This is a genomic window from Streptomyces sp. NPDC002853, from assembly GCF_053591915.1.
In genome coordinates, this window is sequence record NZ_JBSFUS010000008.1 from 19,464 (window position 1) to 34,407 (window position 14,944).

Here is a 14,944-nt window from a genome sequence, read left to right on the forward strand (position 1 = left end):
GGGACGGCGTCGCTACGCCACATGCCTGCGCGCCCGCAGGGCCAGGCTCAGCGCGAGCACCGTCTGCGGGTCGTCCAGGTCCGTGCCGAGGAGCTCACTGATCCGGGCGAGGCGGTTGTAGAGCGTCTGACGGTTCAGGTGCAGTTCGCGCGCCGTCTCCGCCTTGCGTCCCGCATGCGCCAGATACGTCTGCAGGGTGGGCAGCAGCGGCGGCTTCGAGCGCAGGTCGTGGGTGCGCAGCGGGCCGATCGCACGGTCCACGAACGCCGCGAGCGCCGAGTCGTCGTAGTTGTGCAGGCGCCACAGCAGCAGGTCGATGTCCAGGCGCCGCGCGTCGTACCAGGGGCGGTCGATGAGGCCCTGCGCGGCCGTCGCTGTCTCCGCCGCGTGCCGGAGCCCCGCCGAAGCCGCCGCCCAGCCGCCCGCGACCCCGACCACCACGACCGGCGGCAGCGCCCCGGCCCGCTGCATCCCCGCCCGCTCCACGCCCGCCCGCAGCGCGGCGGCGACCCGGTCGGCCACCGCGGTGCGCTCGGACTCCGAGCGCAGTCCGAGCAGCAGGGGTACGCGCCCCTCGACCGGACGCACGCCGAGCAGCACCGGCACCCCCACCGCCGCGAGCTCCTCCGCCACCGCCCGCGCGAGCACCGCCCAGCCCCCGCCGGGCGGCAATCCGTCCGCGAGGCGCATCACCACCGGCAGCAGCGGGCTCTCGCCGGGCTTGAAGCCGAGCACCCGCGCCTGGGCGGGCGCGTCGTCGGCCAGGATCCGCCCCTCCGCCAGATCGGTCAGGAAGTCGCCCCGGCCCCGCGCGGCGAGCTCCTCCTCCTGGCGCGCCTGCATCAGGACCACCGCGAGCGAGCCCGCGGCCCGCTCCGCCGCGATCCGGTGCACAGGGAGCAGCGCGGACTCCACGGCGAGCAGCACGAGGCGGGCGCGCACCGAACCCGCACCGGGGCCGCCGCCCGGCACGTCGACGAGCAGCGCGCCCGCGGGCGGCCCGGCCCGGTCGACGGACCGGCCCCGCAGCCCCTCCCACACCTGGAGCGGATCGGCACACTCCGTGCCCGCCCCGGCGGCGTACAGGAGCTGCCCGTCCGGCGACTCGAGGAACACCGGGTTACCGCTGAAGTCCGCCAGGACGCGCAGCACTTGAGGGACGCCGCCCCCGCCGAGCAGCGCCTCCGTGCAGCGCCGGTGGACCTCATCGGCCCGCTGGAGCAGCGCGTAGTGGCCGTTGACGATCTCGGTGTGGATCTCCTCGGTGACCGTCACGAACGGCACCTCCCGGTGCAGCTGCACCAGCGGAAGACCCGCGGCGCGCGCCGTCTCCACGATCGCCGCGGGCAGCCGTGCGAAGCGCGGGCCCAGCTCGACGACGAGGGCCGCGATGCCGCGCTCGGCGAGCTTGCGCACGAAGACGCGCTGCTCGGCGGGGCGCGCGCCGAGGCCGAGGCCCGTGGTCAGGAGCAGCTCGCCGCCCTTGAGGAGCGAGGCGATGTTCGGCACCTCGCCCGCGTGCACCCACCGCACCGTGCGCTGCAGCCGCTCGGCGCCCGCGACCACCTCGGGCAGCCCGCCGCGCAGACCCGGAAGTTCCAGGGCACGCTGCACGGTGATGCCGCCCTGAGTGCCCTGCGTGCCCTGACTTTCCATGGAGCGGACGGTACCTGCGGATACCTCCCCAGAACATCTCCGACCGGTTACGGGAGTGATCTGTTCCGCTCATACCCCGACAACTCGCACGGGCGGCGACGGAGAATCCGTCGCCGCCCGTGACCAAGGGGTCCCCGAGGAGCCTCGCTAACCGCCGTACGCCCCGCTGGCCGTCAGCCGCAGTGCCGTGTCGATCAGCGGCACGTGGCTGAACGCCTGCGGGAAGTTGCCGACCTGGCGCTGCAGCCGCGGATCCCACTCCTCGGCCAGCAGCCCCAGGTCGTTGCGGAGCGCGAGCAGCTTCTCGAAGAGCTTGCGGGCCTCGTCGACGCGGCCGATCATCGCCAGGTCGTCCGCCATCCAGAACGAACAGGCCAGGAAGGCGCCCTCGTCGCCTTCGAGGCCGTCCACGCCCGCGGCGTCGCCGGTGGTGGGGTAGCGCAGGATGAAGCCGTCCGACGTCGAGAGCTCCCGCTGGATCGCCTCGATCGTGCCGATCACCCGCTTGTCGTCGGGCGGCAGGAAGCCCATCTGCGGGATGAGGAGCAGCGAGGCGTCCAGCTCCTTCGAGCCGTACGACTGGGTGAACGTGTTCCGCTCCTTGTCGTAGCCCTTCTCGCAGACGTCCCGGTGGATGTCGTCGCGCAGGTCGCGCCACTTGTCCAGGGGGCCGTCCGCGTCACCGGACTCGATGAGCTTGATCGTGCGGTCGACGGCGACCCACACCATCACCTTGGAGTGCACGAAGTGGCGGCGCGGGCCGCGGACCTCCCAGATGCCCTCGTCCGGCTGGTCCCAGTGCGTCTCCAGATAGCGGATCAGCTTGAGCTGGAGCAGCGAGGCGTAGTCGCTGCGGGCCAGGCCCGTCATGTGCGCCAGGTGCAGGGCCTCGGTGACCTCGCCGTACACATCGAGCTGGAGCTGGTGCGCGGCGCCGTTGCCGGCCCGGACCGGCGTCGAGCCCTCGTACCCCGGCAGCCAGTCGAGCTCGGCCTCGCCGAGCTCGCGCTCGCCCGCGATGCCGTACATGATCTGCAGGTTCTCGGGGTCGCCCGCCACCGCGCGGAGCAGCCACTCGCGCCAGGCGCGGGCCTCCTCGCGGTATCCGGTGCGCAGGAGCGAGGAGAGCGTGATGGCGGCGTCGCGCAGCCAGGTGTAGCGGTAGTCCCAGTTGCGGGAGCCTCCGACGTCCTCCGGCAGCGACGTCGTGGGCGCCGCGACGATGCCGCCCGTGGGGGCGTACGTCAGGGCCTTCAGGGTGATCAGCGAGCGGACCACGGCCTCGCGGTACGGGCCGTGGTACGTGCAGTGGTCCACCCACTCCCGCCAGAAGTCCTGCGTCGCCACGAGGGCGTTCTCGGGCTCGGCGGGCGGCGGCGGCTCCTTGTGCGAGGGCTGCCACGAGATGGTGAACGCGACCCGGTCACCGGGCGAGACCGTGAAGTCCGAGTACGTCGTGAGGTCCTTGCCGAAGGTCTCGGCCGTCGTGTCGAGCCACACGGAGTCGGGCCCCGCGACGGCCACGGTGCGGTCGTCGACCTTGTGCACCCAGGGCACGACCCGGCCGTACGAGAAACGCATCCGCAGGGCGGAGCGCATCGGCACCCGGCCGCTGACGCCCTCGACGATCCGCACCAGCTGCGGGGCGTCCGTGTCGCGCGGCGGCATGAAATCGGTCACGCGGACCGTGCCGCGCGGGGTGTCCCACTCGGATTCCAGGATCAGCGAGTCGCCGCGGTACGTGCGCCGCGCGGCTGTCGGCGGTGGGGCGTCGGGGCTGTGAGCGGGCCCGAGCCGCCAGAATCCGTGCTCCTCCGTGCCGAGCAATCCGGCGAAGATGGCGTGAGAGTCGAAGCGGGGCAGGCACAGCCAGTCGACTGTGCCGTCCCGGCAGACCAGGGCAGCGGTCTGCATGTCTCCGATGAGTGCGTAATCCTCGATGCGCCCGGCCACGTGCATCTCCAGTCAAACGGCCACGTCGCCCTCTCGGGGCGCTCGCTACTACGGTCAAGGGTTCGCTGTGAAACGAACTGCGCGAGCCTCTTGTTCCAAGAACGGTAGGGGGTGATTGCCGTTAGTCGGTCCGGCTCGGCAGCGAGTGTCCGAGCAGGATACGACGCACCCCGGTGATCTGCGCGCCGCTCCCGGCAACCAGCCTGCGCCGAACGGGTGAGCGCCTGGTGAGGGAGGTGTGACGGGAGTGCCCGAGCGTGGCCGGAAGCAGCCTCGCCCGAGCGCTGATACCCTGGTAGCCCGTGAGCCGGTGGTCATCGAACCCCCGAACCGCAGCGACGGCACCTCCTCCAAATCCTGGGACGAGGCCGGTACGCACCCTTCGAACCGCGACCACGGGAGCCCCCTCTTGGCCATGCAGACTCGATCCTCTGCGTCATCGACGACCAAGCACATCTTCGTCACCGGGGGTGTCGCCTCTTCCCTCGGCAAGGGTCTGACTGCCTCGAGCCTGGGTGCGCTCCTCAAGGCGCGCGGCCTGCGCGTCACCATGCAGAAGCTCGACCCGTACCTGAACGTCGACCCCGGCACGATGAACCCCTTCCAGCACGGTGAGGTGTTCGTCACGAACGACGGCGCCGAGACCGACCTGGACATCGGCCACTACGAGCGCTTCCTGGACGTCGACCTCGACGGCACGGCCAATGTGACCACCGGCCAGGTCTACTCGCAGGTCATCGCCAAGGAGCGGCGCGGCGAGTACCTCGGCGACACGGTGCAGGTCATCCCGCACATCACGAACGAGATCAAGCACCGCATCCGCCGCATGGCCACCGACGACGTCGACGTCGTCATCACGGAGGTCGGCGGCACGGTGGGCGACATCGAGTCCCTGCCGTTCCTGGAGACCGTCCGCCAGGTGCGCCACGAGGTCGGCCGCGACAACGTCTTCGTGGTGCACATCTCGCTGCTGCCCTACATCGGCCCCTCCGGCGAGCTGAAGACCAAGCCGACCCAGCACTCGGTCGCGGCCCTGCGCAACATCGGTATCCAGCCGGACGCCATCGTGCTGCGCGCCGACCGCGACGTGCCGACCGCCATCAAGCGCAAGATCTCGCTGATGTGCGACGTCGACGAGGACGCGGTCGTGGCCTGCAAGGACGCGCCGTCGATCTACGACATCCCCAAGGTCCTGCACACCGAGGGCCTGGACGCGTACGTGGTCCGCAAGCTGGACCTCCCGTTCCGCGACGTGAACTGGACCCAGTGGGAGGACCTCCTGGACCGGGTGCACAACCCGAACCACGAGGTCACCATCGCGCTGGTCGGCAAGTACATCGACCTGCCCGACGCCTACCTCTCGGTGACCGAGGCCCTGCGCGCCGGCGGCTTCGCCAACCGCGCCCGCGTCAAGGTCAAGTGGGTCACCTCCGACGACTGCAAGACCCCGGCGGGCGCCGCCAAGCAGCTCGGCGACGTCGACGGCATCCTGATCCCCGGCGGTTTCGGCGAGCGCGGCGTCAACGGCAAGGTCAGCGCCATCCAGTACGCCCGCGAGAACAAGGTGCCGCTGCTCGGCATCTGCCTCGGCCTGCAGTGCATCGTCGTCGAGGCCGCCCGCAACCTCGCGGACATCCCCGACGCCAACTCCACGGAGTTCGACGCCGCGACGTCCCACCCGGTCATCTCGACCATGGCGGAGCAGCTGGACATCGTCGCCGGTGAGGGCGACATGGGCGGCACGATGCGCCTGGGCATGTACCCCGCGAAGCTCGCCGAGGGTTCCATCGCCCGTGAGGTGTACGACGGCAAGGAGTACGTCGAGGAGCGCCACCGTCACCGCTACGAGGTGAACAACTCCTACCGCGCCGAGCTCGAGAAGAAGGCAGGCATCCTCTTCTCCGGCACGTCCCCGGACGGCAAGCTCGTCGAGTACGTCGAGTACCCCCGCGAGGTCCACCCCTACCTGGTCGCCACCCAGGCCCACCCGGAGCTGCGCTCGCGCCCGACGCGTCCGCACCCGCTCTTCGCGGGCCTGGTGAAGGCCGCGGTGGAGCGCCAGACGGGCAAGTAACACAAGAGCGATACGGTTGCCGGGGTACGAGCCTTGTGAGGCGCGTGCCCCGGTTTCTGTTTGCACGTGTGGGAGGACAGGGCGACATGACGATCAAGGACACCGCCGAGGAGTGGCAGGTCACGGCGACGAAGACGCCCTTCGTGGGGAACAAGACCTCGGTCCGCACCGACGACGTGGTCATGCCCGACGGGTCCGTCGTCCACCGTGACTACCAGGTGCACCCCGGCTCGGTCGCGGTGCTCGCCCTGGACGACGAGGGCCGCGTCCTGGTCCTGAGCCAGTACCGCCACCCAGTCCGCCACAAGCTGTGGGAGATCCCGGCGGGCCTGCTCGACATTCCCGGCGAGAACCCCTTGCACGCCGCCCAGCGCGAGCTCTACGAAGAGGCGCACGTCAAGGCCGAGGACTGGCGTGTCCTGACCGACGTCTACACCACGCCCGGCGGCTGCGACGAGGCCGTGCGGATCTTCCTGGCCCGCGATCTGTCCGAGGCCGACGGAGAGCGCTTCGAGGTCTCCGAGGAGGAGGCCGACATGGAGCTGGCGCGCGTACCGCTCGAAGAGCTCGTACGCGGTGTGCTCGCCGGTGAGCTGCACAACAACTGCCTGGTCGTGGGCGCCCTTTCGCTGACCGCAGCGCTGAGCGGCGACGGCGTCGACGCGCTGCGTCCCGCCGAGGCACCCTGGCCCGCGCGCCCCTTCGAGGCCTGAGAGGCGCCGCTCCGGCCCACCCAAGTCCTCCGGTGTGACGATCTGCTGATCCGATCGGGGGACTTGTGCGTGCCGCTCGCCAGGGGAGACGCCAGGGCCTGAACTAGGCTCTGGAAGCGTCCCGACCGGAGTCCCGGCGGGTTCGCGCGCAGGCGGACGGAGCATGACCCGTGACGGATCAGGCGGTCGACACGGACGGTGCGGCGGCGGGCGGCGCGGTGCCGTGGCCCGCTCCGGCCCAGACTTCCGAGGACGGTCAATTCGTCGGCCGGCGCAGGGAGTTGAAAGAGCTGCGCGCCGACATCGACCGTGCGGGGCTCGACACCATCGCGGGCCGCAAGGCACCCCGGGCGCGGGTGCTCCTCATCGCGGGCCGCCCCGGCTCGGGCCGCTCCGCGCTCGCCGCGGAACTCGCCCGGCAGGTCGCCGACGACTACCCCGACGGGGTGCTGCGCGCCCACCTCACCGAACCCGACGGCACGCGCGTGCCCACGGAACGCACCGCCCGGGAGCTCCTCGACGCCCTCCAGGTCCCCGCGCCGCCGGGCGCCGACGAGGACGAGCTCGCCGAAGTGCTCCGTGAAGCCCTGTCGGACCGCAGGGCCCTGCTGCTTCTCGACGGCGCCGCGGACGCCGAGCAGGTCGACCCGCTGCTCCCGGACGCGCCCGAGTGCCTGGTCGTCGCCGTGTCGGAGGGCCCGCTCACCGGGATCCCGGACGTGCGGCCCTGCACGCTGGGCGGCCTGGACACCGCCGCGGGGGTCGAACTGCTCTCCCGCGCGGCGGGCCCGGTGCGCATCACCGTGGACCCGCGGTCGGCGGAGAGCCTGGTCGAGGCCTGCGCCGCGCACCCCGCCGCGCTCGTCCTGGCCGGCGGCTGGCTCTCGGGGCGGCCCAAGGCGGCCGTCGCCGACCTGGCCAAGCAGGTGCACGACCGGCCCGAGGACGAGTCCGCCGCCGGTGCCCTCGCCCGCATCTTCGAGCTCTCCTACACCTCGCTGCCGGGGGCCGCCGCGCGGATACTGCGCTACCTCTCGCTCGCCCCGGCCGGCTACCTCGACCCGCACACCGCGTCCGCGCTCGCGGGCTGCTCGGTCTCCGCGGCCCGTACGACCCTGGACGACTTCGTGAAGCTCGGCCTGGTCAGGGCCGTGGATTCGACCCTTCCGCAGTACGAGCTGCCGGCCTGCCTGCTGCCGCTGCTCCGTGCGCGCACCGAGAGCCAGGACCGGCCCGCCGAGGTGCAGCTCGCGCGGGCCAGGATGCTGGAGCGGACCGTACGCCTCCTCCAGTCCTGCCGGGCGGTCACGGAGCCGGACGGCTCCGGCGCCCGCAAGAAGCTCGCCGGGCTGCCGCGCGCCCTGCGGTTCCCCAACCCGGCGGCCGCCTCCGAGTGGCTGCGCATCCGGCAGCCCGCCCTGCTCGCCGCGGCCCGCCTCGCCGTCGCCGACGGGGAGCTCGACACCCTCGCGCGGCGCCTGATGGCGGCTCTGACGCGGGCCCTGGTCGCCCACCGGGGCACGGAGGAAGCCGCTCCCGAGCTGTACGGCGTACACCGGCTCGTCCTCGATGTCGCCGAGCGGCGGAACCTGCCCCGCGAGAAGGCCGCCGCCCTGCTGAATCTGGCGGATCTGGACGCGCGGACAGGGCGTACGCAAGAGGCACTGGTGCGATATCGGCTCGCTCTGGACGCCGGACGGGAAGCAAATGACCCGTACGCGACCGGCCGCGCGATGGAATCCGTAGGCGGCGCCTACCAGGAGCTGGGGGACTGGTCGCGGGCCTCCGACTGGTTCGGGCGCGCACTCGCCCAGCGCCTCGCGCGAGACGAGCGCACCGACGCAGCCCGCCTGTACGGCCGCATCGCGACGGCGCACACGTACGCGGGCCGTTACGGCGAGGCGCTGCGCAACTGGAGCTCGGCGGTCACCGGCTACCGCAAGGCCGGTGATGTGGCGGGCCAGGCAAGGGCGTTGAGCGAGCTGGCGCGGGTGCAGGAGTACGCGGGGCGGCCCGAGGAGTCGCTGCGCACCTGCCAGGAGGCCGTCGACTGGGCGCGGCAGGCCGGTGACGTACGTCTCCAGGCCGCGCTGCAGCTCAGGCTGGCCGACACCCTGGACCGGCTCGGCGACCCGGCGGCCGCCCGGCTGCACCGCAGTGCCGCCGACCGCATGCTGGGAACGGGGGCGGAGCAGGTCCCCGGGCTTGCATCGCAAGCTGGAGCCACACCCTCCGCCTACGAAATCCGCAGCACTACCGTAGAAGATTGATGCTTTGAAAGGCTAGACAGCGAGAAGTCCTTCATTAGACTGGCTCCGCCGCGTACTTCCGTGGTGTCTCCGATGCGCCCTCTTGTGTATCGGTATGTAGTGCAATGCCCGAAGAATCCCTGAGCCAAGAGGACCGTGATCGACGTGAAGGTCGGCATCCCCCGCGAGGTCAAGAACAACGAGTTCCGGGTGGCCATCACCCCCGCCGGCGTGCATGAGCTGGTGCGCCATGGCCACCAGGTCGTCATCGAGCGGAACGCCGGTGTCGGCTCCTCGATCACGGACGCGGAGTACGTCTCCGCGGGCGCCGTCATCCTGGACACCGCGGACGAGGTCTGGGCGACGGCCGACCTCCTCCTGAAGGTCAAGGAGCCCATCGCCGAGGAGTACCACCGCCTCCGCAAGGACCAGACCCTCTTCACCTACCTGCACCTGGCCGCTTCCAAGGAGTGCACGGACGCGCTCCTGGAGTCCGGCACGACCGCCATCGCGTACGAGACCGTCGAGACCGCGAACCGCGCGCTCCCGCTGCTCGCCCCGATGTCCGAGGTCGCGGGCCGCCTGGCCCCGCAGGTCGGCGCCTACCACCTGATGGCCGCCCAGGGCGGCCGCGGTGTGCTGCCCGGCGGTGTCCCGGGTGTCGCGGCCGGCAAGGCCGTCGTCATCGGCGGTGGCGTCTCCGGCTGGAACGCCGCGCAGATCGCCATCGGCATGGGCTTCCACGTGACCCTGCTCGACAAGGACATCAACAAGCTCAAGGAGGCGGACAAGATCTTCGGCACGAAGATCCAGACCGTCGTCTCCAACGCCTTCGAGCTCGAGAAGGCCTGCCTCGACGCCGACCTCGTCATCGGCGCCGTCCTCATCCCGGGCGCCAAGGCGCCGAAGCTCGTCACCAACGAGCTCGTCTCGCGCATGAAGCCGGGAAGTGTCCTTGTCGACATCGCGATCGACCAGGGCGGCTGCTTCGAGGACTCGCACCCGACGACGCACGCCGAGCCGACCTTCCCGGTCCACAACTCGGTGTTCTACTGCGTCGCCAACATGCCCGGCGCGGTGCCCAACACCTCGACGTACGCGCTGACCAACGCGACGATGCCGTACATCGTCGAGCTGGCGAACCGCGGCTGGGTCGAGGCGCTGCGCCGTGACCACGCGCTCGCCCTGGGTCTCAACACCCATGACGGCAAGGTCGTTTACAAGGAGGTCGCCGAGTCGCACGGCCTCGACCACGTCGAGCTGGAGACGCTCCTCGGCTGAACCCGAAGCTGAACCTGACCGCTTTCGTCAACGAAAGTCGTCAATCTCACGCCCACGGCCGGACCTTGAGAGGGGTCCGGCCGTATGCGTATGTCCGTGGACATGGTCAACTCGCCTTGAACGTAACCCTTTAACCGATTCGCACACCCCGGAAACGCGCCGAAGACACGCCGCACACCCTTGACATGGGGGCGTTCGATTGCCGACACATCGGGCCGGGTCCGGCGGATTGTGTTGCTGCGGACCGGTGACACGCCATAGAGTCGCCAACCGTCGGCATGGTGCCACGCTGACCTATCGAGAAATTTCCTGGTCACCAAGGAGGTAAGACGACTTGTGAATGAGTCGACATTTGCTCCCGGGGGTGGTCAACCAGGAATGTCTGAGCGCGGCCAAGGACCCGTGGGGCTCGAGGCTGTCGGCTCCGTCGCTGTCCGCACCTTCGCAGCCCGCCAGAACCCTCAGCAGACACAGCCGACGCAAGCGACCCAGTCGACATCGTCTGGACCCCAGAGCATGGATGGCCATCACGTGAACGCCATGGCCGGCGACCGGAGTGGCGAGAACACCACCCACACCCAACTCGCCGACTACGAGGAACTGCCCCAGGGGCACTTCTACGACCCTGACGCCGAGTACGAGCCCGATCCCGAGTACGCGGCCACGCTGGCCCCGGACGCGGCCCGTCAGCGCCGTGAGCGCATCGGTCCCACCGGACGCCCGCTGCCGTACTTCCCGATTCCGGGTCCGCTGACCGATCACGGCCCCGCGAAGATCATCGCGATGTGCAACCAGAAGGGCGGCGTGGGCAAGACGACGTCGACCATCAACCTGGGTGCCGCGCTCGCGGAGTACGGACGCCGGGTCCTGCTGGTCGACTTCGACCCGCAGGGCGCCCTCTCGGTGGGCCTCGGGGTGAACCCGATGGAGCTGGACCTGACGGTCTACAACCTGCTCATGGAGCGGGGCATGTCGGCCGACGAGGTGCTGCTGAAGACGGCGGTCCCGAACATGGACCTGCTGCCCAGCAACATCGACCTGTCCGCCGCCGAGGTGCAGTTGGTGAGCGAGGTCGCGCGCGAGTCCACGCTGCAGCGGGCGTTGAAGCCGCTGATGCAGGACTACGACTACATCGTGATCGACTGTCAGCCCTCGCTCGGCCTGCTCACCGTGAACGCCCTGACGGCGGCTCACAAGGTGATCGTGCCGCTCGAGTGCGAGTTCTTCGCGCTGCGCGGTGTGGCCCTGCTCACGGAGACCATCGAGAAGGTCCAGGAGCGGCTCAACCCCGACCTGGAGCTCGACGGCATCCTGGCCACCATGTACGACTCCCGCACGGTGCACAGCCGTGAGGTGCTCGCGCGAGTGGTCGAGGCCTTCGACGATCACGTGTACCACACGGTGATCGGACGCACGGTCCGCTTCCCGGAGACCACGGTCGCCGGTGAGCCGATCACGACGTACGCATCGAACTCGGTCGGCGCGGCCGCTTATCGCCAGCTCGCCAGGGAGGTGCTCGCCCGGTGTCACGCCGAGTGAGTCTGCCGGGGGCCGACGAACTGTTCCGTACGACCGGGGGGATGGCGCTGCAGTCGTCGTCCCCGCGACGCCAGACCAACGGCGAGACGCGGGTGCCCGCACCCGCGGGCGAGAGCGACGAGGCCGCTGCCGTCGACGCGCACGGCACTGTCACGGCGGGAGACGGCGGTGACGGCGCCGAACACGGCGCCGCCGACGCGGAGTCGGGTGAATCCCGCAGCCGGCCGGCCGGCGCCGAGGGCCGCTCCGCCCAGGGGCAGGACCAGGAGGGCGCCGCCGCACAGGGCGGCGGCCGGTCCGCGAACGCCTCCTCCACGGCACAGGCTCGGCGGCGCGCACGGGCGGCCAACCGGCGGCCCAGCGGGCGCGAGCGGCACGACGAGAAGATCACCGTGTATGTCTCCGCCGAGGAGCTGATGGACCTGGAGCACGCGCGTCTCGTGCTGCGGGGCGAGCACGGGCTCGCCGTCGACCGCGGGCGCATCGTCCGCGAGGCGGTGGCCGTGGTGCTCGCGGATCTGGAGTCCCGCGGGGACGCGAGCATTCTCGTACGACGGTTGCGCGGGCGGTAGCGGTAGCGTTCCCGCCGATGCCCCCGAACGACGATTCCGCACCGGCCGCCCGTCGGCGTGCGCTGGGGCGCGGCCCGGGTGCGGCTCCCGCGGAGCCCGCGCCGGAACCGGAGCCGATTCCCGAACCGGAGCCGCTTGCCGAGCCGGAGCCAAAGCCCGAGTCCGAGTCGGAGCCCGAGCCGGACGACGGGCGGTTCAAGGTCCGCCTCGCCAACTTCGAGGGCCCCTTCGATCTGCTGCTTCAGCTCATCTCGAAGCACAAGATGGACGTCACCGAAGTGGCGCTGTCCACGGTGACCGACGAGTTCATGGCGTACATCCGCGCCATGGGGCCCGACTGGGACCTGGATCAGACCACCGAGTTCCTCGTGGTCGCCGCCACCCTGCTCGATCTCAAGGCGGCCCGGCTCCTGCCCTCCGCCGAGGTCGAGGACGAGGCGGATCTCGCGCTGCTCGAAGCGCGGGACCTGCTCTTCGCCCGGCTGCTCCAGTACCGCGCGTACAAACGGATCGCCGACATCTTCAGCGAGCGGCTCGAGGAGGAGGCGCGGCGCTATCCGCGCACCGTCGGCCTCGAGGCCCACCACGCGGAGCTGCTTCCCGAGGTCGTCATCAGCATCGGCGCGGAGGGGTTCGCCCGGATCGCGGTGAAGGCGATGCAGCCCCGTGCGAAGCCCCAGGTGTACGTCGACCACATCCATGCCCCGCTCGTTTCCGTGCAGGAGCAGGCCGGGGTGGTGGTGGCCCGGCTCCGGGAGCGGGGCGAGCTCAGCTTCCAGGTGCTCGTGGAGGACGCGGGGGACACCCTCACCGTCGTCGCCCGCTTCCTCGCGCTCCTGGAGCTGTACCGCGAGAAGGCCGTGGAACTCGACCAGGAGGCCGCCCTGGGCGAGCTGATGGTGCGGTGGACCGGCGGGGACGGCGAAGGGGAGCCGACGGTGACCGACGAGTTCGACCGCGCGCCCGAGACGACGGGCGAGACGAGTGAGGAGACGGCCACATGAGCCCCACGAGTGCGGAGAGTCCCGCGGGAGACCTGGCGGGCGCCGTCGCCGATCTGGAGCTGCGGCCCGCCTTGGAGGCCGTCCTCATGGTCGTCGACGAACCGGCCACCGAGGAGCACCTCGCCAAGATCCTCGACCGGCCCCGGCGGCAGGTCGCCGACGCGCTGCGGGAGCTGGCCGACGAGTACACCGCGCAGAAGCGGGGCTTCGAGCTGCGGCTGGTGGCGGGCGGCTGGCGGTTCTACACGCGGCCCGAGTACGCCGCGGCCGTGGAGCGCTTCGTGCTCGACGGGCAGCAGGCACGGCTCACCCAGGCGGCCCTGGAGACCCTCGCGGTCGTCGCGTACCGCCAGCCGGTCAGCCGTTCCAGGGTCTCCGCGGTGCGCGGGGTGAACTGTGACGGCGTGATGCGGACGCTTCTCCAGAGGGGTCTGGTGGAGGAGGCGGGCGCGGAACCCGAAACAGGTGCGATCCTGTACAGGACGACGAACTACTTTCTGGAGCGGATGGGCCTGCGCGGCCTGGACGAGCTCCCGGAGCTCGCGCCTTTCCTCCCCGAGGCGGAGGCGATCGAGGCCGAGACCCTTGAGGGCGTTCCGTCGTTCGATCCGGACGCACCCGATGCGCCGGGTTACGAGTACACCGAGAGCACAGACGACTAACGGAAATTTGATGCGAAGCAGCAACGGCAGGAACAGCAGCGGAAACAACGGCGGGAGCCGTGGTGGCAACAGCGGCAGCCGTGGCAGCAGCGGTGGCCGCCCGAGCAGTGGTGGCCGCCCGAGCGGTGGCGGCCGCGGCAACAGCGGTGGCGGCCGCGACTACCGGGGTTCCGGCAACAGCCCCGACCGGCAGGGACGCGGCGCCGGTGGCGCGCGCGACGACCAGCCGCCGAAGCGCGAGAGCAAGCCCCGCCCCGAGGAGCGCCGCTACGACGTGGGCGGCGACGCCTCCCGCAAGGGCCGCGGCGCGGCCGCGCGCGGTGGCGCCAAGGGCGGCCCCAGGGCCCCTCAGGGCTCGGACAGGGGCACGCGGCGCGGCGCGGGAGCTCCCGCGACGTCCCGTGAGTACGACGCGCGGCAGGAAGAGCGCAACCGCGAGCGTTACGCGGGCAAGCCGAAGGTCAGCCCGCCCAAGACCTTCCCCGGCGCCGAGCAGGAGGGCGAGCGGCTGCAGAAGGTCCTCGCCCGCGCGGGCTACGGCTCGCGCCGTGCCTGCGAGGAACTGGTCGAGCAGGCCCGCGTCGAGGTCAACGGCGAGATCGTCCTGGAGCAGGGCCTGCGGGTCCAGCCCGAGCGGGACGAGATCAAGGTCGACGGCCTGACGGTGGCCACGCAGTCGTACCAGTTCTTCGCGCTGAACAAGCCCGCCGGTGTCGTCTCCACCATGGAGGACACCGAGGGGCGGCAGTGCCTCGGGGACTACACGAACAACCGCGAGGCGCGGCTGTTCCACGTCGGGCGGCTCGACACCGAGACCGAGGGCGTCATCCTGCTCACCAACCACGGTGAGCTGGCGCACCGCCTCACGCACCCGAAGTACGGCGTGAAGAAGGTCTACCTCGCGCACATCGTCGGCCCGATCCCGCGTGACCTGGGCAAGCAGCTCAAGGACGGCATCCAGCTCGAGGACGGGTACGCCCGCGCGGACCACTTCCGCGTCGTCGAGCAGACCGGCAAGAACTACCTGGTCGAGGTGACGCTGCACGAGGGCCGCAAGCACATCGTGCGCCGCATGCTCGCGGAGGCCGGCTTCCCGGTCGACAAGCTGGTGCGGACATCCTTCGGTCCGATCGCGCTCGGCGACCAGAAGTCGGGGTGGCTGCGCAGGCTCTCGAACACCGAGGTCGGCATGCTGATGCAGGAAGTCGACCTCTAGGCCGTACCGAGGTCGACATCGGCGG

11 protein-coding genes are annotated in these 14,944 nt (G+C 71.0%); 9 read left to right on the forward strand and 2 right to left on the reverse strand.

Annotation, left to right across the window (positions count from 1 at the left end; all coding sequences use genetic code 11):
* Positions 1 to 12: 12 nt before the first annotated feature.
* Complete coding sequence (locus tag ACWD02_RS22160) at positions 13 to 1,656, reverse strand: PucR family transcriptional regulator (RefSeq protein ID WP_451213435.1); 1,644 nt, start codon at positions 1,654 to 1,656, stop codon at positions 13 to 15.
* A 147-nt stretch (positions 1,657 to 1,803) separates the two neighbouring features.
* Positions 1,804 to 3,615, reverse strand: a complete 1,812-nt coding sequence (locus ACWD02_RS22165; RefSeq protein WP_451213438.1) for a glycoside hydrolase family 15 protein — start codon at positions 3,613 to 3,615, stop codon at positions 1,804 to 1,806.
* 409 nt (positions 3,616 to 4,024) lie between these two features.
* Between ACWD02_RS22165 and ACWD02_RS22170 the strand changes: the two genes are divergently transcribed.
* From ACWD02_RS22170 to ACWD02_RS22210, 9 genes are all read left to right on the forward strand, one after another.
* Positions 4,025 to 5,683, forward strand: coding sequence for a CTP synthase (locus ACWD02_RS22170; RefSeq protein ID WP_451213441.1), 1,659 nt, complete (start codon positions 4,025 to 4,027; stop codon positions 5,681 to 5,683).
* An 86-nt stretch (positions 5,684 to 5,769) separates the two neighbouring features.
* Positions 5,770 to 6,396: an NUDIX domain-containing protein gene (locus ACWD02_RS22175; protein ID WP_451213444.1), complete on the forward strand. Its 627-nt coding sequence runs from the start codon at positions 5,770 to 5,772 to the stop codon at positions 6,394 to 6,396.
* Positions 6,397 to 6,566: 170 nt separating this feature from the next.
* Complete coding sequence (locus tag ACWD02_RS22180) at positions 6,567 to 8,666, forward strand: tetratricopeptide repeat protein (protein WP_451213447.1); 2,100 nt, start codon at positions 6,567 to 6,569, stop codon at positions 8,664 to 8,666.
* A gap of 144 nt (positions 8,667 to 8,810) precedes the next feature.
* On the forward strand, positions 8,811 to 9,926 hold the full coding sequence (ald, locus tag ACWD02_RS22185; RefSeq protein WP_451214558.1) for an alanine dehydrogenase: 1,116 nt from the start codon (positions 8,811 to 8,813) through the stop codon (positions 9,924 to 9,926).
* Positions 9,927 to 10,304: 378 nt separating this feature from the next.
* Positions 10,305 to 11,465, forward strand: a complete 1,161-nt coding sequence (locus ACWD02_RS22190) for a ParA family protein (protein WP_451213450.1) — start codon at positions 10,305 to 10,307, stop codon at positions 11,463 to 11,465.
* The gene (locus ACWD02_RS22195; protein ID WP_451213452.1) at positions 11,450 to 12,037 is read left to right on the forward strand and encodes a hypothetical protein; all 588 of its coding nucleotides are present in this window, start codon (positions 11,450 to 11,452) and stop codon (positions 12,035 to 12,037) included. Before ACWD02_RS22190 ends, ACWD02_RS22195 begins: the two co-directional genes overlap by 16 nt.
* A 17-nt stretch (positions 12,038 to 12,054) precedes the next feature.
* On the forward strand, positions 12,055 to 13,041 hold the full coding sequence (locus ACWD02_RS22200) for a segregation and condensation protein A (RefSeq protein WP_451213455.1): 987 nt from the start codon (positions 12,055 to 12,057) through the stop codon (positions 13,039 to 13,041).
* On the forward strand, positions 13,038 to 13,703 hold the full coding sequence (gene scpB, locus ACWD02_RS22205; RefSeq protein ID WP_451213457.1) for an SMC-Scp complex subunit ScpB: 666 nt from the start codon (positions 13,038 to 13,040) through the stop codon (positions 13,701 to 13,703). Before ACWD02_RS22200 ends, scpB begins: the two co-directional genes overlap by 4 nt.
* A 10-nt stretch (positions 13,704 to 13,713) precedes the next feature.
* A complete protein-coding gene (locus tag ACWD02_RS22210; protein WP_451213460.1) occupies positions 13,714 to 14,919 on the forward strand; it encodes a pseudouridine synthase in 1,206 nt (401 codons plus the stop codon).
* Positions 14,920 to 14,944 lie beyond the last annotated feature (25 nt).